The sequence below is a fragment of the Flavobacterium tistrianum genome (genome assembly GCF_003254545.1).
GTDB lineage: Bacteria > Bacteroidota > Bacteroidia > Flavobacteriales > Flavobacteriaceae > Flavobacterium > Flavobacterium tistrianum.
In genome coordinates this window covers 104,440-125,807 of sequence record NZ_QJRH01000061.1, presented here as the reverse complement: position 1 = coordinate 125,807, position 21,368 = coordinate 104,440, and the positions used below count along the sequence as shown (strand labels likewise).

The window sequence follows — 21,368 nt, the reverse complement described above, 5'->3', positions numbered from 1 at the left end:
ATTCCACACAGAAATTCACCAATCTTTGTCAAATCCCGAGTGTGATCCTTCGATCCTCGAAATGACAAACTTTGCGTATCACTTTGCGGGACTTCGACTTCGCTCAGCCTGACAAAAAAACTAAAATCTAAAATCTTGTTTCTTTATTCTTTAAACACTCACTCAGAAACAAAACAAGAAGCCGGCAAATTTACTTTATTAAACAAATCCGATTGCGTTGTATTTCCCCATGCAAATCTCACTTTTGTTGGAGAAGCCACTTTTTTACTTTTCAAAATCACTTCGTTATTTTGAATTGAAGCCTCGGCTGAATAGAAAACTCCATCTGTTCCCGCAACTTCAAATTGATTCGATTTGTTGTCTTTGAAATATAATCCGTCTCCGTAGTCAAAAGAAACGGTTACTTTATTTTCGTCAATTTTAATGGATTTAAAGAGTGGTCCATTAACTAAATTATTGTTGGTTTTATAAATGTCAGCCAAAGCCAAATTCGCCAAACGAATTCCCACCGATTTTTTATTTTTTGGATGAATATCAATTATATCCGAAATATCACTGATGACCACCATTCCTGTTTTCGGAACTTCTTTCAATAATTTTCTCTGCGAATCTCTAACTGTTACATTTGAGAAATTATTCTTTCCCGTTTTAAATGGCGCAATCTGAACATAGTAAAACGGAAATTCGTCTTTCCATTCTTTTCTCCAAGAAGTTATTAAAGCTCCCAAAGTTTTATCATAAACCAAAGAACCAACATTCGACTCGCCCTGATACCAAAGCGTTCCCGCAATTTTAAATCCGATTATTGGATAAATCATGGCATTGTAAGCTCGTCCAGGTTGTCTTGGTCCGTATTCTTGTTCGTTGAGTTTTTTAGCGTTTTCTAATAAAACAGGGTCACTGTTTACAACTTCTTGTGACATCCATATTTCTGCAGGAGTTCCTCCCCAGTTAGAAGATATTAATCCGATTGGGACATTTTTTAAATCTTCGCGTAGACGTTTCGCAAAAAAATAACCAACAGCGCTAAAATATTTCATGGTTTCAGGAGTCGATTCTGTCCAATTTCCCAGTAAATTATTCTGCGCATTTTCAGCTGTCAATTTCGGAACAGTAAAAAATCGAATGCTTGGATTTGTGGCATTTTTCATTTCTTCTTCCCCATCGTCAATTCCCCAGCTTACAGACATTTCCATATTTGATTGTCCCGAACAAAGCCAAACTTCGCCAATTAAAATATTTTTTAAGACTACTTCATTGTAGCCTTTTATCGAAATGGTAAAAGGACCGCCTGCTTCAGGAGTTTTAATCGTAATTTCCCATTTTGCCTGATTATTGGCAACGGTTTTATATTCCTGATTATTCCAGCTCGAAACCAATTTAATTTCTTCTTTTGGATTTGCCCAACCCCAAATTTTCACTTCAGAGTTGCGTTGTAAAACCATATTATCACTAAAAATATTCGGAAGCGAAACGTTTGCCATCATAGTACTGGAAATCAATAGAAAGAAAACAAACTTAAAAATATTATTTTTCATTTAGCAACTTCTTTAAAAATGGGCCATATTCCTCTGCCAAAACCTTATGATCTGCCACATCAGGATGACCAGAACATCCATTTGGAGTCATCGGTTTAAATTTGAAAATCTGAATTGGTTTGTGTGTTTTATCATTCGCGAAAGCGTTTTTAACTTTATTCAAACAATCTTCAAAAACTACTGCTCTATCTCCGCCAACCATCGGACTGTTTGTAATTACAATCTGCGCATTCGGATTGTGTTTGTAAAGCATTTTTATAAAATTGAGATAATTTGAAATATATTTTTCAGCATTAAAAGGCAGACGTTCTTTTTTTCCATCTCCTCCAGAAAAATCATTTGTTCCTAAAGCAATGCTGATAATCTCTGGCTGAAACGCAAAATTATATTTCGGTTTTGAAGCATCTTTTGTCAGATATAAATTAGGATAAACGTCTGGCATTATGGCTTCGTCTTTATGCTCATCGTTCCAATTTCTGTACATTCCGATTCCCGAAACACAGCTCATTAAATAGTCAGCATCGATTGCTCTGGAAAGTGTTGGTCCATAAGCATAATAACCATTATGATGATCCATATATTCGCCTATATCACAAGGAACATCAGACGGATCGCTTGCTGCGCCACAAGTAATGGAATCGCCAATGAATTCAATTTTCTTTTTCTTTTTAAATGAAGTCGGAATCAGTTTTGCAGTTGTTCCAGCAAACAAAATATTTCCGCTCTGCGCTTCTGTATTTTTGTAGATTTCTAATCGATGCTCTTTTTTATTCGAAGTCACTTTTATTGGAAATAACTGCACAGCTCCTTTTTCTATTCTAATCTTCCCAATATATTTTCCATCCAAAACTAGCTGAACATAATTATGATGATCTTCAAGGCTTTGCAATGAAATAGAACACTCATTTCCTGTAAAATTAAAAGAAACTGAAGAAGCAGTTCCGATTAAAATAACCTGATCATTTTGAAGTTTATCAATTCGTCCTTGATATAAAAAAGTTTTATTAGAATTTTGAGTTTGCGAATTCGAAACCGTCGAAATCAGCAAAAACAAAATTAAAAGTGCCATTTTTTTGGGAAACATAATTTATTTGTTAAAATATAAATACTATTCACAAATATATTGGAAAGAGATTATCCAAAAAGATACTAAAATGTCAAAAAGTAATAAAAAAACACCACATAAACCCATCATTCGGACAATTACAGATGTCAATTCTTACATTTATAAAAAGAAATTACAATTTAGATCTATCTTTGCCGTTTTATACTTTTACAATCTGTCAAAATGAAAACCTTAGCCATAACTTCTTTATTGTTTTTTATCACTCTTTCCTCTTTCAACTTAAAAAAAGAAAAAAAGCAAATTCAAAACAATCCATCTCAAACCGAAATCAATCGAGATTCTATTATTGTTTACGCCAAACAGTATTTAGGAACTCCTTATGTATATGCCAGTAGTAATCCTGAAAAAGGCTTTGATTGTTCGGGTTTTGTGAGTTATGTATTTAAAAATTTTGGAATGACACTTCCCAGAAGTTCAAGCGGTTATAAAAATTTAGGTAAAGCTTTAAAGCCAGAAGATTTTAAGGTTGGAGATGTTTTGGTTTTCTATGGATATAAAAACAGAAATGTAGTTGGTCACGTTGGCATAATTTGCGAAGCCAACGGAATGCAGTCAAAATTTATTCATGCTTCTTCAGGAAAAGCACAGCAAGTAACTATAACATCTCTTGATACAGAACATTACACTAAACGTTTTTATAAATGTGTTGATGTTTTGTCGGAATAGTTTCTGTTAGCCACGACCCGAGCGATAGCGAACTGGCGAAGCAATTCACGAATTTATTTTTTTTGCCACAGATTAAAGGATTAGAAATGATTACAAAAAATCTGTGCTAATCTTTTTAATCTGTGGCTTTAATTTTTTTTATGCCAATTGAATAGATTCGGTTTTGGAACTTGGAATTTAAAAATTGGAATTTAAGTTTTTATTCTTCAGTTAAGAGTTTAATCATACTTTCATCTCTTCCGTAAATATCTTTATAGAAATTTAAATTGCCTTGTCTATCAACCCAAGCAGTAAAGTAGCCAATATAAACTGGAACTTTTTTCTTAAGCGTGTACCAGCTTTCCTTTCCAGCATGCATGGCTTTATCAATTCTTTCGGGATTCCATTGCGGATCGACTTTTAATAATTCAATAGCTAATTCTCTTGGTTTTGCTACTCTCACACAACCGTGGCTAAAAGCTCGACTTTCTCTTTCAAACAAACTTTTTGATGGCGTATCGTGAAGATAAATATTGCTTGAATTTGGAAATAAAAACTTCACCAATCCTAAAGAATTATTTTTTCCTGGAAGCTGACGAACAGCACCATTATTCCATTCTAAATTTTTCTTTTGCAAATAGTTTTTATCTCTGGCCATTCCAGGTTTAATTTCCGACTTGATGATACTTGGCGGCACATTCCAATACGGATTGAAAACAATATTGCTCATCATTCCACTGAAAATAACGGTTTTTGTCATAGCTCTTCCCACAACAACTGGCGACACAAAAGCAATTTTACCATCTTCGACTATATACAGTCTAAATTCAGGAATATTAACTTCTATATACTTCTGCCCTTTTTCTAATTCTGGATCAATCCAACGACAGCGCTCCATATTAACAATAATGGTCTTGATACGATCTGAGACAGGAATATTCAAATCATTTATATGTTCCAGAAGAATCGTGTTCTTTGCAGTATAACCATGACGCAATTCATAGTTTTTCATGGCTTTGATTAAGGTTGTATCACAAATAGCACTTTTATTGTCTTCTTTAATGTCTTTGGTCACAAAAAGTCTCTCTCTGATTTGCGCCACAACAGCAGACGAATCTCCTACTTTCAGGCTTTTATAATCTTCATCTGTTTCAATAGTTTTCCAACCACCGTTTTTCTCAATTTCTCTATACTCTTTCAGTGCGTCACGCAGTTTGTAATACTGGCTGAACATCTTTCTTTTTTTATCATCCAAAATGGTTGATTTCTTAAAGATAGAATCTGAGAGCACTTGGTAATTGAGCTTCTTACGGGGTAAAAGCCATTCTAAAGAAACTACAGTTTTTTCGTCAAAGCCTCCTACTTTTTCACCATAATAGTAATATAAATTAGAAAGCAGTAAATCGGTATCTTCTTTTGAAAGCTTAGTATTGGCATTATTATCAAAAACAGCACTTAACTGCTCATTATAAGGATAATTGGCTTTTAATCCTTCCTGATCCAGATTTTTATATTGATTGAAAAGTGTATTAGCAAATTCAACAATTCCTTTATTATCCTGCCACAATTGAGTCGACTTATTTTTTTGATACAAAGCAGTTACATCATATTTAAATTTATCCAGTTTTGGATAATTTTCATAAAACTTCGCAATGCGAACACTGTCAATGGTAAGTTTTAATTCAGGGACTTTTTCAACCGTTTTTATCGAGTTTTCCTCTTTTTTATCAGCTTTCGAATTACACGAAAAAACAGTAAAAAAAACGATAGCAATAATAGGCGTATACCAGATTTTCATAACTCAAAATTTTTGATTAAAAGTAGAAAAAATTCTATTAAAACAAAGCACTCAACAATAAATCTTAAACCTTATTTTTTTGAAGTTTAACCGGTTAATAAAATAAAAAGCTCCAAACAATTTGCATGTCTGGAGCTTTCGCCATATAACCAACCTATTAAAATTCTAATTAAATAACTGTCCCTTTTAGAGTAAGTACTTTTGGTGTAGTTTCTGCGCTAGTGGTAACTGTTACAGTTTTTGTAAAAGCACCTTTATTTGCAGCATTGTAAGTTGCAGTAACTTTTCCAGATTTTCCAGCCTGAATTGGCTCTTTTGTATAATCTGTAGCTGTACATCCGCAAGAACCTTGAACGTTTGTAATCACTACAGCCGTTTTTCCTGTATTTTTAAATTCGTAAACAATCGCTTTTGGAGTTCCCTGCGGAATTTGTCCAACATCAATTGTTTCTGCTTTCCAAGCAATTGTAGATCCTGCAAGTTCTGAAACTTCTGTTTCTGAAACTAAAGATTGTACCGGAGCAATTGCTGAAAAAGACATTAGGCCTAAAGCCAGAGCTAACATCGAAATTTTGATCATTTTCATAACTGATATATTTAAAATGGTTTATAGTTCATTTTGATATTACAAAGGTAATTCAGACAAATTCAAGTCGCTGTTAACTGGTTTCAAACGTTTGTTAATGACTTGTTAACCGCCCGTTTTTAGGCTAAAATTGATTAATATTACACTCTCAAAATTTTTTATTCTTGAAAATTAATAAACTCAACAGCATCATTCTCTTAGGATTAGTGGCTATCATTAGTATTTTGGTAGCGCAATTGCTATGGACAAAAGAGGCTTTTACTATAGAACAAAAAAAGCTCAGCCAGAAAGCGCATATTGCGTTACTGGAAGTAGCTAAAAAATTATATGAAGGAACTAATCATGAATTGCCTGTCCAGAATCCAGTTCAGAAAATTGCAAATGACTATTATATCGTAAATGTCGACAATGAATTTGAGCCCGATATTTTAGAATTTTATCTGAAAACAGAATTCAAAAAAATGAATATCACCACCGACTTTGAATATGCGATGTATAATTGCCAAAGCGACGAAATGATTTATGGTGATTATATTTCGCTCTATAAGAAAAAAGCAGAATGCAAGAAAACCGTTTATTTCCCTAAACATAAAAATCTGGTTTATTATTTTGCTGTGCGTTTTCCAAACGAAACGACTTATCTTTTTAGTTCGATGCGTTTTTGGTTTGTACTTTCAACCGCATTAATTCTGATTTTGTTGATTTATGTGTACTCGATTTTTACCCTCTTACAGCATAAAAAATATTCGGAATTGCAGCGTGATTTCATCAATAATATGACGCATGAGTTTAAAACTCCGCTGGCTTCTATATTAATTGCTTCAAAATATTTGATTGAGCAAAAACCAATTAAAGAAGATAAAAAATTGTATACTTATACAGATATAATTATCAATCAGGGAAATAAATTAAATGGTCATATCGAAAAAATACTAAACGTTGCAAAAGCCGATTATGCTCCTTTAGAACTTAAAAAAGAGACTGTTTTAATTGTTCCGATTATTGAAGAGGCGATAGAAAATATCAAATTAAAGTATCCTGAGGCAACAATTACAATTGAGACTGTTACTAGAGAATATTTACTTGAAACTGATACTTTTCATTTTGCTAATTTAGTTTACAATTTATTGGATAATGCGATAAAGTACTGTAATGAAGAGCCAGAAGTTACTATAAAAATTAGCGAAAATAATAATTGCTTAAAACTAGAATTTATTGATAACGGAATTGGGATTAATCCTAAAAAAATATCTTTTATCTTTGATAAGTTTTATCGAGTTCAGAATGAAAAAAGTAACGAAGTTAACGGATTTGGACTTGGTTTATATTATGTAAAAGAAATCTGCAGTTTGCAGAACTGGAAAATAAAAGCCGAAAATAATCAAGAAAAAGGTATCACTATAACTTTATCAATTCCTTACAAAAAATGAGAAATTTCAAAATACTATATGCCGAAGACGATGAAACCTTAGCGTTTTTAACCAAAGACAATTTGGAGCAAAACCGTTATGAAGTAATTCATTGTTCAGACGGAAAATCAGCTTTGAAAATTTTTGAAGAAGAAGAATTTGATATTTGCATTTTTGATATTATGATGCCAAAAATGGACGGTTTTGAACTTGCCGAAGCCGTTCGAAAAATTGATCTTGATGTTCCTATTATTTTTCTTTCGGCTAAGACTTTAAAAGAAGATCGGATAAAAGGTCTTCGTTTAGGTGCCGATGATTATTTGGTTAAACCTTTTAGTATAGAAGAATTGCTTTTAAAGGTGGAGATTTTCTTAAAACGTTCTCAGAAAAATATTCCGACTGCTAAAACTATTTATGAAGTTGGCAAATACCAGTTTGACACCAAAAACTTTATTCTTTTTAATAACGAAGAAAAAGTAGGATTAACACAACGTGAAGCAGAATTATTGAAGCTTTTCTTGGATCACAAAAATTCTGTTTTGAAAAGGGAACAAATCTTAACTTCTTTATGGGGAACAGACGACTATTTTATGGGAAGAAGTTTGGATGTTTTTATTTCGCGTCTGCGTAAAATCTTAGCAAACGAAGAAGGGATTTCGATAGAAAACCTGCACGGAATTGGATTTAGATTTTCTATAGGATAAAACGTTCTTGAGTTCTACAAACGTACAGTTTGTCATTCCGAGGAACGAGGAATCTCCGGGGCAATATTCCGCAAAGTCAATCCAATCTTTGGCGAGCTACTTACGGAGATTCCTCGTTCCTCGGAATGACATACTAGACTTGAAATACTTTACATAACATACCGTAACCACAAAGTTTTGTCATTCCGAGGAACGAGGAATCTCCGCGACAATATTCTACAAAGCTATTCCAATCTTTGGCGAGCTTCTTACGGAGATTCCTCGTTCCACGGAATGACATACTAGACTTGAAATACTTTACATAACATACCGTAACCACAAAGTTTTGTCATTCCGAGGAACGAGGAATCTCCGCGACAATATTCTACAAAGCTATTCCAATCTTTGGCGAGCTTCTTACGGAGATTCCGCAAAGTGATTCTAATCTTTGGCGAGCTTCTTACGGAGATTCCTCGTTCCTCGGAATGACATACTAGCCTTGAATACTTTACGTAACATACCGTAACCACAAAGATCTGTCACGAATGACAAACTAGACTTGAAATACTTTGTCTACAATTAATAATCTAAAAATTCTAAATTAGGATTCATCGTTTTAATTAAAGCAATTTTCTTCTCTCTTCTCCAGCCTTTTATCTCTTTTTCTCTTGCAATTGCTTCCTGAATCCAAGTAAATTTTTCATAGTATAATAAAAACTCAACATTGTATTTTGAAGCAAAAGTGTTGTTCCGAGAAGCAATATTGTCTTTATGTTTTATTAATCTATTTTTCAAATTATTAGTAACCCCAACATAAAATACAGATTTTGCTTTATTAGTCAAAATATAAATAAAATACGTATGAAAACCCTCTTGTAAATGCATAAATTCAAATAATAACAATTCTGCTAAAAATAAAGAAAAATCTGTAAATTATTCTTCGAAAAACTTTGTATTTTTAATATCTAATTTTCTTGGATATGAAATTACATCATTTGCGAAATGCCTCTTTGGTAATTGAAACAGAAAAGCATGTCATTTTAGTTGACCCAATGTTAGGTAAAAGAAAAACAATTCCGCCTTTTACTATTTTCAGATATAAACCCAAACGAAATCCGCTAGTGGCTTTGCCAAAAAACAGTCGTGATATCTTGAGTCGTGTAACACATTGTTTGATTACACATTTACACCCTGATCATATTGATAAAGCTGGCGAAGTTTTTTTGAGAAGAAAAAGCATTCCGGTTATTTGCAGTTCTAAAGATGAAAAGGCACTTGTACAAAGAGGATTAAGCGTAATTCAGACTTTAGAATATTGGGAACCTCAAAAATTTCTAGACGGAAAAATTACAGGAATTCCAGCAAGACACGGTTACGGATTTGTTGCCAAATTAATGGGAAATGTAATGGGATTTCTTATCGAATTGGCAGATCAAAAATCTATTTATATTAGTTCAGACACCATTTACACAGAACACGTCGAAAAAGTTCTGACACAATTTAAACCCGATATTTCGATTGTTGCTTGCGGAACTGCAAGATTAGATTTTGGCCAGCCTTTATTAATGCGAATGGATGATATTTTGAAGTTTGTGACACTTGCTCCAGGAAAAGTTCTTGCCAATCATTTAGAAGCTTTGAATCATTGTCCAACAACTCGTTTACAGTTAAGAACTGCACTTTCAGATCATGGACTTTTAACTAAGACTTCTATTCCCAATGATGGTGAGTGCATTGAATATTAAAGTACCAATAACCCAAACTCACGCAAAGTATTTACAGGTTTAGAATACCAGAATAATTCGAAATCTTCCAATTCGGTTTCAAAATCATTTTTGACTTCTTGAAAAGTATAACCTTTAGAACCAGAAACGGCTATTTTTGACAAAATTGAAAGTAGCCATTCACCTTCCTCTTTACTAGTCTGAATATCGAAACTTTCTTTTTTATCATGAAAAGTTAGCGACATCATTTCCCAGCTTCTTCCTTTTTTTGATTTCGTAAAGGCTTCCGCAGTAGGTTTTCCTCCAAGCCAAACCACTTTTGCATTTGGTTTTGTATTGAAATCATTCTGCTCTTCTAAAGCATTAAAAATAAAATCGGGATGAATTTTAGTTCTCGGAATTTTGAAATCGAACCATTCCTGCAATTCGTAATCAAAACAAATTCCATGCATGAAATTAAAAAGTGACTTTTTTAAGCCAAAGCTAAATTTATCGTGATTAATTCCCGTTGCATCGGTGTATTCAATATCATTATTTGCAAAAGTTCCGATCGCTTCCGTTTTTTTAGTCACGCCAAATTGTTCAGGATATAATCCAACTGGACTATGAGCGGTTAAAGCAAACTGATGCCAAAATCCTGATTGCAAAACTCCAGCTTCAAACAATTGGCGAACCATTTCAAGACTATCTACAGTTTCTTGAATTGTCTGCGTTGGATATCCATACATCAAATAGGCATGAACCATAATTCCTGCTTCGGTGAAATTTCGGGTTACTTTTGCCACTTGCTCTACTGTAACTCCTTTGTCAATTAATTTTAATAATCGATCTGAAGCTACTTCTAAACCGCCTGAAACGGCAATACATCCAGAAGCTTTTAGCAGCAAACATAAATCTTTTGAAAAACTTTTTTCAAAACGAATGTTTGTCCACCAAGTTACAGCTAGTTTTCTTTTTAAGATTTCAAGCGCTAGAGCACGCATTAAAGCTGGCGGCGCAGCTTCATCTACAAAATGAAATCCGTTTTGACCTGTTTTCTCTATTAGTTCTTCGATTCTGTCGCATAAAAGACTTGCGGCAACAGGTTCGTAAACTTTTATATAATCTAAAGAAATATCACAGAAAGTGCATTTTCCCCAATAACATCCGTGCGCCATTGTGAGTTTATTCCAACGACCATCACTCCACATTCTATGCATTGGATTTACAATTTCGATAACCGAAATATATTTATCCAAAGGCAGATCTGAATAGTCTGGTGTTCCAACTTGCGATTGTTTATAATCGTGCTTTAAAGAATTATTTTTGTAAACGACTTCTCCGTTTTCTAATAAAAATGTTCTTTTAAAAGAGTTGGAATTTGGATTTTCCAAATTGAAAATTAACTCCTCAATTGGCACTTCGCCATCGTCTAAAGTAATAAAATCGAAAAACTCAAAAACACGTTTATCTGAAAGCGAACGCAATTCTGTATTCGGAAAACCGCCACCCATTGAGATCTTTATTTCAGGATGATTTTGTTTTATCCATTGTGCACATCTAAATGCACTATACAAATTCCCTGGAAAAGGAACAGAAATTAAAAACAAAGTCGGTTTTACAGCTTCAATTTTAGCTTTCAAAAGCGAAATTAAAATTGAATCTATATAAGTTGTTTTTTGCTGCAAAGCTTCATATAATTCATCAAAAGAATTTGCACTTCGCCCTAATCGTTCGGCATAGCGGCTGAAACCAAAATTTTCGTCGACACATTCTACAATAAAATCTGAAATATCTTCAAGATACAAAGTCGCTAAATGTTTTGCTTTATCTTGAGTTCCCATTGTTCCAAAAGCCCAATCGAGTTCTTCTAATTGTGCAAAACGAGAAGCTTCTGGCAGAAAATCTTCCTGACAAATCTGCAAAGCCAAAGTCGGATTTTTTCCCTGCAAAAACTGAATTACAGAATCAATCGTTTTGATGTATTCGTCTTGAAGAGCAAATATTCGCTTAGAATTATCTGAGATTTCAGAATCAGCTTGAAACTTGGAATCTGAAACTTCAAACAAATCAATAAGTCCTTTTCTAGAAAACAATTCCAAAATCACATCAATACCCAAATCAGCCTGAACCGATTCGATATTTTTCGTATTCAGAAAACCTTTTATATACGCCGTTGCCGGATACGGTGTATTCAGTTGGGTAAAAGGCGGTGTAATTACAAAAAGTTTTGTTTTCAAAAGGAAATTATTTTTTTGCAAAAATACGGGATATTGTGGATTTATTACTGAAAAGATTTTATTCACTTCACTTCGGACTTTTTAATTTGGATTTGTAGATATTTAATTACATTTGAAATGGCTTAATTTTCTTTTATGAAACAAAAATTACTTTTCTTTTTTCTTTTTTATTCCTTTTTAATGCAAAGTCAATGTTTTGATTGCGCAAAAGTATATGCTGGTTGGATTGGAGGTGCTGTTTTTGATTTAGAAAAAACAGACAATGCCGTGTTTGTAACTATAGGAACCCACTTATCTGGTGCCAATAGAACCGACAGGCCAGGACTTTACAAATATGATTTAAATTGTAATCTTCTTTGGAAAAAGGAATTTCCTAATTATACAATTGCTGACTATTTCTGTGCTGATGATCAGGGAAATTCGTACGTTTTAGTAAAAGAACTTTTAGGAGGAAATTACAATTCTGGGAGAGAGCCATTTGTTCTTGATGGTTTAGACTTTTATTTTGGCGTTACACTTTATAAATTATCTCCAAGCGGAAATGTTGTATGGAATCGCAAAATTGGCATAATGAACAACTTAGCAAAAAACGTTTACTACAATAATGGCTACATTTATGTCACCGGCTCATTTAATAATTCTATCAATATCAATAATCAAATTTTATTAAGTGATAATGCTTATTATGGACGAGCTTTTGTTGCGAAATTTGATGTTGGAGGAAATTTAATTGATGCTAAAAAATATGGATCTGGTTTAGAGATTCTTAAAACTTCTGAAATCGATAAAAATGGAAATATATATTTTGGTAAAATTGGTCCGAACTATACTTCTTCGACTATTTTCAAAATCAATTCAAACTTAGAGATGGTATGGAGTAAAGAGATTTCTAATAATGGTAATGTCCTTAATAAAACCGTTTATAGACCAACGATATTACATTATAACCCAATAAATGACAAATTATATTTATGGGGCTGTTTTGATCGAGATGTAAATGTTATGGGAAATACCTTTAATACAAATTCCCCAAGAAATGATGTCACACAATCTATTTTGACAGAATTTGATCCTTCTAACGGAAATTTGGAACGATTTAAACAAATTAATAACAATTCAATGCTTGAATATCCTGGAGAAGCCAATCTTCGACCAAGTAGTTTAAACAAAGCATATATGGCTGGAAAAGGTAATGAATTGTTTGTTTTTACCAGTTTCTCCAATACAATGATTTTTCCTAATGCAACTATTACATCAAGGAACTGGGGCGAAGATCTCGTCCTCTTTAAAATGAATTTAGATAATTTTGAACCAGAGTATATTCTAAAATCATCTGGTACAAACCATTATGCTAATAGCCTTTCTCTAGATGCGGCGGGACCAATTAGATTTGACAAAGATGATTTGTTTTTAACCGCAAATTTTCAAAGCGAGCCTTTAATAATTAATAATTCTGTTATTTATGGCAATAGCGGAAACAATGAAGCAAATGGATTGCTTTATAAGCTTAAAGCCAGTACATCTCCGCCTAATAAAGGTGAAATACTAGCAGAAAACACTTGTTTTAATAAAGCTGTTAATTTTAATGTGAAAGGTACATTTGATTCGATACTTTGGAATTTCGATGATCCAAATTCAAATGGAAACAATACTGCAGCAATAAACAATCCTCAGCATCAATTTACTGCTGTAGGAACATACAATGTTACTGCGGCAATAAAATGCGGAAGCGAAACTCAAACTATAACTAAGGAAATCAAAATTACCAATAGTCCTAATGACTTTACGCTAAACTCTATTTATTCTTGCGAAGCAAATTCTGGATCTGGCATTTCAAATTCTTTTGACACCTCTGGCATACATTCAACCGTGATAGGAAATCAATCAGATTTAATTGTAGAATATAGGAATCAAAATGGAGTCTCTTTGCCAAGTCCGCTACCAAATCCTTACACAAATTCTGTAAAAAATGAAGAAATTATAACTGTAAAAAGTTATTTCAGAACAAATCCCTCTTGTTTTGTAGAGAAAGATTTTAAACTAATTATAATTACTAAACCGCAAAATCCTGCAGGTAATTCTCCACAATCTTTCTGTATACAGCAAAATGCAACTTTAGGAAGCATTCAAATTACTGGACAAAATATAAAATGGTACGACACACAATCTGCTGGAACAATTTTGTCTAACACAACTCCACTTCAAAATGGAATAACTTATTATGCCTCTCAAACTGTAAATGGTTGCGAAAGCGAAAGAACTCCTGTAACTATTAATATTCAGAATACATTAGCTCCAACGGGAAATACAAATCAGCAATTTTGCACAGGACAAAATTCAACGATTGCCAATATCGAAATTATAGGAACTTCCATAAAATGGTACGATGCATTAACAAATGGATCTTTATTGGCAGAAACAACTACGCTTGAAAATGGGAAAACCTATTTTGCTTCTCAAACCATAAATAATTGCGAAGGCCCTAGATTTGGGGTTAGGGTTTCAATCGTAAATACTCCTTCAGCTCCATCGGGAAATCCAGAACAATCATTTTGCAAGCAAGAAAACAAAACGCTTAATGACATTCAAATTACGGGGCAAAACATAAAATGGTTTGATACCATGATGTCTGCATCAACATTACTCAATACCACTTTGTTAGAAAACAACAGAACCTATTATGCTTCACAAACAATTGGCTGTGATAGTGACAGAACACCAATTCTTGTTCATGTATATAACACACCTTTGCCAACAGGAAATAATAATCAGCAGTTTTGCATTGATGAAATAGCAACAATTGAAAATCTAAATATAGCTGGAACTGCACTCAAATGGTATGATGCTCCTGTACATGGAAATTCTTTACAAGAAACAACTTTATTAAAAAACGGGAAGTACTATGTCAGTCAAACACTAAATAACTGCGAAAGCGAAAGATTCGCAATTACGGTAAAAATTCAAGACACTCAAATTCCAATTGCCAATTCTCTGCAGCAATTCTGTATTCAGAAAAGCTCAAAAATTAGTGATATTACTATTGGTGGTCAAAATATTAAATGGTATGAAAGTTCTTCCTCAACAAGTAATTTATCCGAATCAACTTCACTAGAAGATGGAATCACATATTATGCGACTCAAACAATCAGTAATTGCGAAAGTGATAGAATTCCTGTTACAATAAACATTTTAGAAGCAACAGCTGGAGATTGCATTCATTTGGTTAATGAAATTCCGTATCCAAAATTCTTTACTCCAAATAGTGATGGCCACAATGACACTTGGATGATCGATCCTGATTATTTGGCTCCTAATTCGTCTATTAGAATCTTTGATCGTTATGGAAAATTAATTAAAGAATTGGCATTAAATACTTCTTGGAACGGAACTTATCTAGGAAATCAGCTGCCAGCATCAGATTATTGGTTTACTGCAACCAGAATAAATGGAACAGAATTTCGAGGGCATTTTAGTTTGAAAAGATAATTATAAAAGTAAAGTCCGCAACTATTGTTATAGATTGCGGACTCTAATATTTTTTATGACAGCTATCAGAATCTTAATCAAGCTTTAAAACTTATGTTCATCTTTACTAATTACCAAAAATGAAATCAAAGAAATAAAAGCGGCTGTAACCAAATAATAACCTACATAGCTTACATCATATGTCTTAGCTAGCCAAATTGCAATCATTGGCGCAAAAGCCGCTCCGAGGATTCCAGCCATATTGAAAGTTAAAGAAGCTCCAGAATAGCGAACGTTTGTCGGGAACAGTTCTGATAGAAAAGTTCCTAAAGGTCCGTATGTAAATCCCATCAAAGACATTCCGATACAGGCAAATATAGCAACCATTGGAATATTACCTTCATTTAAGAAAAACGAAAAGAAAAATCCAAAAATAGCAATAGCTGCTGTCGCTAAAATCAGCATTTTTCGACGTCCAATTTTATCAGCAACTACAGCCGAAACCGGAATAAACAGCGCGAAAAATAATACTGAAAATAATTGTATTAATAATCCGTCTCTTTTCGCAATTCCTAAATCCGAGGTTGCCCAACTTAGAGTGAAAACTGTCATTAAATAGAAAACCAAAAATGTTGTAATTGCAGCAAAAGTTCCAAAGATCAACTGATTTTTATAGGATTTCACCAATTCTAAAAATGGCACTTTTACCTCTTCTTCATGCTTTTTAGCCTCTTCAAATGAAGGCGTTTCAGTAATTTTTGTTCGAATATAAAAGCCAACAATTACCAAAAGCGCGCTTGCAATAAATGGAATTCTCCATCCATAATTCATAAAATCTTCATTACTCATCGAATCGGTAAGCAATAGAAAAGTTCCTCCAGAAAGCAATAATCCGATTGGAGCGCCTAATTGCGGAAACATTCCGTACCATGCACGTTTATTTGGTGGCGCATTTTCTATCGCCAACAAAACAGCTCCTCCCCATTCTCCTCCTAAACCAACACCTTGTCCGAATCGGCAAAGCATCAATAACAACGGAGCTGCAACTCCAATACTTTCATAACTTGGCAGAAAGCCAATCGTCACTGTAGAAATTCCCATTGTCAACAAAGCAGCAACAAGAGTAAATTTACGTCCAATTTTATCGCCGTAGTGCCCAAAAAAAGCAGAACCTAACGGACGAGATAAAAAAGCGATAGAAAATGTTGCTAAAGACTCTAAGGTCGCCATCGTCGAATCTGAACTTGGAAAAAATAATTGCGGAAAAACCAATACGGCCGCATTGGCATAAATATAAAAATCAAAAAATTCGATTGTAGTGCCTATAAGGCTTCCAAAAAGAACATGTTTTAAAGAATTCTTTTTATTCGGGTTATTTTTCATGAAAACTGATATCTTTTTTATTTGCAAAAATAGAGTTTCATTATTAATAATTCATATTTAAACAAATTACTTTTAGCACTACTTTATATTTTTAACAAATTATCTAAATTTTCAATTTTCTACGATCGCATATAATCAAAATTTAAAATCCTGATTACAACGTTTTTAAAAGCATCAGAAAAAAATCAATTCTTAAGCAATTGTTAATAGCGTTTTTAACTATATATTTTCATTAAATTTACAGCTGTCAAAAATAAATTTAAAATTATGCCTACCGACTGTATCAGCTTTCAATCTTCTGGATATTTCTCTAAACTAATGCAGGATTATTTAGATCAAAAGCCAGAATTAAAACCGCTGTACAATAATTTTCCGACCTTAGAAAATTTCGAAAAACAGATTGCTGAAAAATCAGCCAATTTTGATCATAGCAACCGAAAAGCATTGGTTGACACTTTGCATAAGCAATATCAAGACATTGAAATTTCTGATTTGACCAGACAAAATATTTCGCTTTTAGCACTCGAAAATACGTTTACCATCACAACTGGACATCAGCTAAATTTATTTAGTGGGCCGCTGTATTTTTTATATAAAATTATTTCAACAATTAATTTGACTAAAGAATTAAAGTCAAAGTATCCTTCGTACAATTTCGTTCCAGTTTATTGGATGGCGACAGAAGATCACGATTTTGAGGAAATTAATTATTTTAATTTTAAAGGAAAAAAAATCCGCTGGAACGCTGAAAGCACTGGTCCAGTCGGAAGACTTGCAACTGATGGTTTAGAAGATTTATTTGAAGTTTATTCTAAAGAATTAGGGTCAAGTACAAACGCAAATGCGCTTAAAAAACTTTTTGAAGATGCTTATCTAAAACATTCAAATCTTGCCGATGCAACGCGCTATTTAGCCAACGCCCTTTTCGCAAATTACGGCTTGGTCATTATAGATGCAGATGATGCCGATTTAAAACGTGCTTTCATTCCGTTTGCAAAAGAAGAATTGGAAAATCAAACTTCGTTTAAAGCAGTTCAAAAATCTATTGAAGAACTTGCCGATTATACCGTTCAGGTAAATCCGCGTGAGATTAATTTATTTTATATTGAAGATAAACTGCGCGAAAGAATCATTTTTGAGAATGATAAATATTTCGTGAACAACACCAAAATCTCATTTTCTAAGGATGAAATTTTCAAATTACTAGAAAGCAGTCCTGAAAAGTTCAGTCCAAATGTAATTATGCGTCCATTGTATCAGGAAATTATTCTTCCTAACCTTTGTTACATTGGCGGAGGTGGAGAAATTGCTTATTGGTTAGAACTAAAAGCTTTTTTTGAGGCTGTAAATATTACTTTTCCAATTTTATTAGTTCGAAATTCTGTTCTTTTAGCAACCGAAAAACAAGCAAAAAAAGCAGATAATTTAGGTTTAAGCTGGAAAGATTTATTCGGTAAATCAGAGAATTTAGTTAATGAAATCACTCATAAACTTTCTCCTTTCCCGATAGATTTAACTCCTCAAAAAGAAACGCTAGAAAAACAGTTTGCTTATCTTTTTGAATTGGCCGAAAAAACAGATAAATCTTTCTCTGGCGCTGTAAAAGCACAAGAAGTAAAACAAAAGAAAGGCTTAGAAAATCTAGAAAAGCGTTTATTAAAAGCACAAAAAAGAAAACTAGCAGATCAATTGGAACGTGTTACCGATTTGCAATGCGAATTATTTCCAAACAATAGTCTTCAAGAACGTCAAGCGAATTTTTCTGAATTTTATTTAGAAAAAGGAGAACAATTGATCCCGCTTTTAATTCAGAAATTAAAACCTTTAGAACATAATTTTGACATCATAATAATCTAAAATAATTATCTTTAGAAATTCAAAAGCGATAATTTAGGAACAAATAACCAGCTCATTTCCGAAATTATTGCTCTCTCAAACCAAATAGAATTATATTTTATAACCTATTTAATGAACTAACCTAATGGTAAGAGAACGCCTAATTTCGCTTGATGTCTTTCGCGGACTGACTATTCTATTGATGACTATTGTAAACAATCCCGGTGATTGGGGAAATGTTTATCCGCCGCTTTTACACGCACAATGGAACGGTTGTACGCCAACAGATCTTGTATTTCCGTTTTTCATTTTTATAATGGGAGTTGCCGTACCGCTTGCAATGCCAGAAAAAAAATACGACGAAACAACATTCAACAAAATCCTGATTCGTTCTTTAAGAATGTTCTGTTTAGGTATTTTCTTTAATTTCTTTGGTAAGATTCAGCTATTTGGTTTAGATGGAATTCCACTTTTAATCGGCAGATTGGTTATTACTTTTGCAGTTGGTTATGCTTTAATGGGAAATTTTAGCAATAAACTAAAAAACATTTTTGCCTTTAGCATATTAGTTATATATCTCGTTCTAGCTTACGGAGGTTTTGAAAATTACGCAGATGTTAGACTTCCCGGAGTATTACAGCGTATTGCTATTGTTTATTTTGTAGTTTCGCTTTTATACTTAAAAACATCTCGAAAAACACAACTTATTACAGGAATCGTTTTGCTTTTTGGCTACTGGGCTATTATGACTTTAATCCCTGTTCCAGGATTTGGGGAAGCCAGTTTAGAAAAAGGAACCAATTTAGCAGCATGGATTGACAGTGTTCTATTAAAAGGACATATGTATCACGAAACCAAAACTTGGGATCCAGAAGGAATCTTAAGCACAATTCCTTCAATTGTAAATGGAATTATCGGTTTATTTATTGGTCAAATTTTACTTTTAAATGTAACCAAAATCCAAAAAGCTCAAAGAATGGGAATGATTGGTACATCATTAATCTTTTTTGGATTAATCTGGGATTTAGTTTTCCCAATAAACAAATCCATCTGGACAAGCAGTTATGTTTTGTATACTACAGGATTGGCAACAGTATGTTTAACCGTATTGTATTACATAATAGACATTGCCGAATACAAAAAAGGATTCAAATTATTTGTAATCTGGGGAGTAAACCCAATGATTGTCTTCTTTGCTTCGCAGATTATTCCGCAGGCTTTGGTAATGATTCGTTTTCAAAATCCGTCACTTCCAAGCGAACAAATCAATTTATTAGATTATTTGTACCGATTTGGTATTGCGCCATTTTTTAGCAATGCGATGACAGCTTCTTTAGCTGGAGCATTAACTTATGTTGCAATATGGACGTTCATTTTATGGATTTTCTATAGAAACAAATTAATCTTTAAAGTTTAAATTTTTAACCATATATGTAGAGACGGAGCCGCCGCCGATGACGCAGTGTCTTTTCGTTGCCATCATTTATTCGCCTTTAAATGCACTGCAATGCATCTCCACATCTACTAATCACCAAAAAACACAATTTTTATCCAAAACATCATTCTAAACCGTTTTAATTATGATTTTATTAAAATCAATTCATAAAAAAAGTATACTTTTGCACAAAATTTAATAAAATATAAAATGGCAACAAATAGAACTTTTACAATGATTAAACCAGATGCTGTTGCAAACGGACACATCGGGAATATCTTAGCAATGATTACTAATGGTGGTTTCAAAATCGTTTCATTAAAATTAACTCAATTAACTGTAGCTGATGCTAAAGCATTTTACGCAGTACACGCAGAAAGACCTTTCTACGGGGAATTAGTTGAATTCATGTCTCGTGGACCAATTGTTGCGGCTATTTTAGAAAAAGACAACGCAGTAGAAGATTTCAGAACTTTAATCGGTGCTACAAACCCAGCTGAAGCTGCTGAAGGGACTATTCGTAAAGCATACGCTACTTCAATCGGAGAAAATGCAGTTCACGGATCTGACAGCGACGAAAACGCTGCTATCGAAAGCGCATTCCACTTTGCAGGAAGAGAGCAATTCTAAGACTTCTTAAATCATAAAAAAACCGCTTCATAACTGAAGCGGTTTTTTTTATTTACTTAAAATAATTAAAGACTCTCTGAAGTCTTCTTTACCATTTTCTCAACTCTGCCATCCAAATCTTTTAAAAGCTCTTCTAATGCACTTTCGCACATAGGTAATACTTTATCAAAAGATAAAACAGGAATTCCCCCTACTATTGTTCCAGTTTTCTTTGAATTTGCTCCTTCGTTAAAAGCAAAAACTTTCTTTCCATTTTTATCATACAAAGCAATTCTTGCATAAGCTCTCATTTTAATAGTTCCGGTTCCACCAACTGCAAATCCTTTTACCACAGCAAAGTGAATCTCTGTAAACAAAACACCATCTGCATTATCTTTAAACATAGTAGCTGTCGCTACTTCATTTGCAGAACCATTTATTCCCTCATAGATATATTTATATCCAGGGTAATTGATAATATATTTTCCCTTTTCTCCCTCTCTATCAAAATGAGGAACATAATCAATATACTCTTGTTTTTGAGTTACATCTGTTTCAGGAAGCAAATCGAATGGAAACTTTTTAGAATAATCATTAAAAAAAGCATTGTGATACTTTTCCAAAATTGGTTGCAGGTTAAAATTTGGATTGTTTCCTAAATCTGTTACTGCAGCAACAGCACTTAAACCAAGATCTGAAAGATCAATTGTTTTGTCAGTGTAAAAAGCAACAACGGCAACTTTTTTCTTTTGTGAATAACCAGTTAACGTACATAGTACGGTTAAAATTAGTAAAATTTTTTTCATTGATTTTTTATTGTTTTGGGTTTATAAAAAAGATGTTATTTTAAAGAAATAACTGCCCAAATGTATCGTAAAAAAAAACACCTCACAATAGAAGTGTTAATTATTT

The 21,368-nt window shown here is 33.2% G+C and carries 16 protein-coding genes; 8 read left to right on the top strand and 8 right to left on the bottom strand.

Features of this window, described 5'->3' with window-relative positions; genetic code table 11:
* Nucleotides 1-158: 158 nt before the first annotated feature.
* Both DMB71_RS04475 and DMB71_RS04470 read right to left on the bottom strand, forming a co-directional pair.
* On the bottom strand, nt 159-1,538 hold the full coding sequence (locus DMB71_RS04475; protein WP_111364028.1) for a sialate O-acetylesterase: 1,380 nt from the start codon (nt 1,536-1,538) through the stop codon (nt 159-161).
* On the bottom strand, nt 1,528-2,607 hold the full coding sequence (locus tag DMB71_RS04470; protein WP_239452923.1) for an SGNH/GDSL hydrolase family protein: 1,080 nt from the start codon (nt 2,605-2,607) through the stop codon (nt 1,528-1,530). The genes DMB71_RS04475 and DMB71_RS04470 overlap by 11 nt, the downstream gene beginning before the upstream one ends.
* Nucleotides 2,608-2,826: 219 nt before the next feature.
* Here DMB71_RS04470 and DMB71_RS04465 point away from each other — a divergent pair, with 219 nt between their 5' ends.
* Nucleotides 2,827-3,330 carry a C40 family peptidase gene (locus DMB71_RS04465; RefSeq protein ID WP_111364024.1) on the top strand — a complete coding sequence of 168 codons (504 nt, stop codon included), beginning with the start codon at nt 2,827-2,829 and terminating at the stop codon, nt 3,328-3,330.
* A 199-nt stretch (nt 3,331-3,529) separates the two neighbouring features.
* On the opposite strand, the gene DMB71_RS04460 is transcribed toward DMB71_RS04465, so the two are convergent.
* Both DMB71_RS04460 and DMB71_RS04455 read right to left on the bottom strand, forming a co-directional pair.
* The gene (locus DMB71_RS04460) at nt 3,530-5,107 is read right to left on the bottom strand and encodes a L,D-transpeptidase family protein (RefSeq protein WP_111364022.1); all 1,578 of its coding nucleotides are present in this window, start codon (nt 5,105-5,107) and stop codon (nt 3,530-3,532) included.
* 169 nt (nt 5,108-5,276) lie between these two features.
* Complete coding sequence (locus DMB71_RS04455) at nt 5,277-5,693, bottom strand: DUF1573 domain-containing protein (protein ID WP_111364020.1); 417 nt, start codon at nt 5,691-5,693, stop codon at nt 5,277-5,279.
* A 164-nt stretch (nt 5,694-5,857) separates the two neighbouring features.
* On the opposite strand from DMB71_RS04455, the gene DMB71_RS04450 reads away from it, so the two are divergent.
* Nucleotides 5,858-7,123 (top strand): sensor histidine kinase, encoded by a 1,266-nt coding sequence (locus DMB71_RS04450; RefSeq protein WP_111364019.1) that lies wholly within the window; start codon nt 5,858-5,860, stop codon nt 7,121-7,123.
* Entirely contained in the window at nt 7,120-7,806 is a 687-nt protein-coding gene (locus tag DMB71_RS04445; protein WP_111364017.1) for a response regulator transcription factor, read from the top strand. The genes DMB71_RS04450 and DMB71_RS04445 overlap by 4 nt, the downstream gene beginning before the upstream one ends.
* 558 nt (nt 7,807-8,364) lie before the next feature.
* Here the strand turns inward: DMB71_RS04445 and DMB71_RS04440 are convergent.
* The gene (locus DMB71_RS04440) at nt 8,365-8,670 is read right to left on the bottom strand and encodes a GIY-YIG nuclease family protein (protein WP_111364016.1); all 306 of its coding nucleotides are present in this window, start codon (nt 8,668-8,670) and stop codon (nt 8,365-8,367) included.
* 95 nt (nt 8,671-8,765) lie between these two features.
* On the opposite strand from DMB71_RS04440, the gene DMB71_RS04435 reads away from it, so the two are divergent.
* Nucleotides 8,766-9,530 (top strand): MBL fold metallo-hydrolase, encoded by a 765-nt coding sequence (locus tag DMB71_RS04435; RefSeq protein WP_111364014.1) that lies wholly within the window; start codon nt 8,766-8,768, stop codon nt 9,528-9,530.
* Here DMB71_RS04435 and DMB71_RS04430 read toward each other — a convergent pair.
* The gene (locus tag DMB71_RS04430; RefSeq protein ID WP_111364066.1) at nt 9,527-11,728 is read right to left on the bottom strand and encodes a B12-binding domain-containing radical SAM protein; all 2,202 of its coding nucleotides are present in this window, start codon (nt 11,726-11,728) and stop codon (nt 9,527-9,529) included. The genes DMB71_RS04435 and DMB71_RS04430 overlap by 4 nt on opposite strands.
* Nucleotides 11,729-11,863: 135 nt before the next feature.
* On the opposite strand from DMB71_RS04430, the gene DMB71_RS04425 reads away from it, so the two are divergent.
* Nucleotides 11,864-15,214 (top strand): Ig-like domain-containing protein, encoded by a 3,351-nt coding sequence (locus tag DMB71_RS04425; RefSeq protein ID WP_111364012.1) that lies wholly within the window; start codon nt 11,864-11,866, stop codon nt 15,212-15,214.
* Between the two features lie 84 nt (nt 15,215-15,298).
* Here the strand turns inward: DMB71_RS04425 and DMB71_RS04420 are convergent, their stop codons facing one another.
* Nucleotides 15,299-16,576, bottom strand: coding sequence for an MFS transporter (locus tag DMB71_RS04420; protein ID WP_111364011.1), 1,278 nt, complete (start codon nt 16,574-16,576; stop codon nt 15,299-15,301).
* A 267-nt stretch (nt 16,577-16,843) separates the two neighbouring features.
* Here DMB71_RS04420 and bshC point away from each other — a divergent pair, with 267 nt between their 5' ends.
* From bshC to DMB71_RS04405, 3 genes are all read left to right on the top strand, one after another.
* Entirely contained in the window at nt 16,844-18,433 is a 1,590-nt protein-coding gene (gene bshC / locus DMB71_RS04415) for a bacillithiol biosynthesis cysteine-adding enzyme BshC (protein ID WP_111364009.1), read from the top strand.
* Between the two features lie 124 nt (nt 18,434-18,557).
* A complete protein-coding gene (locus DMB71_RS04410) occupies nt 18,558-19,829 on the top strand; it encodes an acyltransferase family protein (protein ID WP_111364008.1) in 1,272 nt (423 codons plus the stop codon).
* A 228-nt stretch (nt 19,830-20,057) separates the two neighbouring features.
* Nucleotides 20,058-20,477 (top strand): nucleoside-diphosphate kinase, encoded by a 420-nt coding sequence (locus DMB71_RS04405; RefSeq protein WP_012026941.1) that lies wholly within the window; start codon nt 20,058-20,060, stop codon nt 20,475-20,477.
* Between the two features lie 65 nt (nt 20,478-20,542).
* Here the strand turns inward: DMB71_RS04405 and DMB71_RS04400 are convergent, their stop codons facing one another.
* Nucleotides 20,543-21,262, bottom strand: a complete 720-nt coding sequence (locus tag DMB71_RS04400; protein ID WP_111364006.1) for a hypothetical protein — start codon at nt 21,260-21,262, stop codon at nt 20,543-20,545.
* Nucleotides 21,263-21,368: the final 106 nt, after the last annotated feature.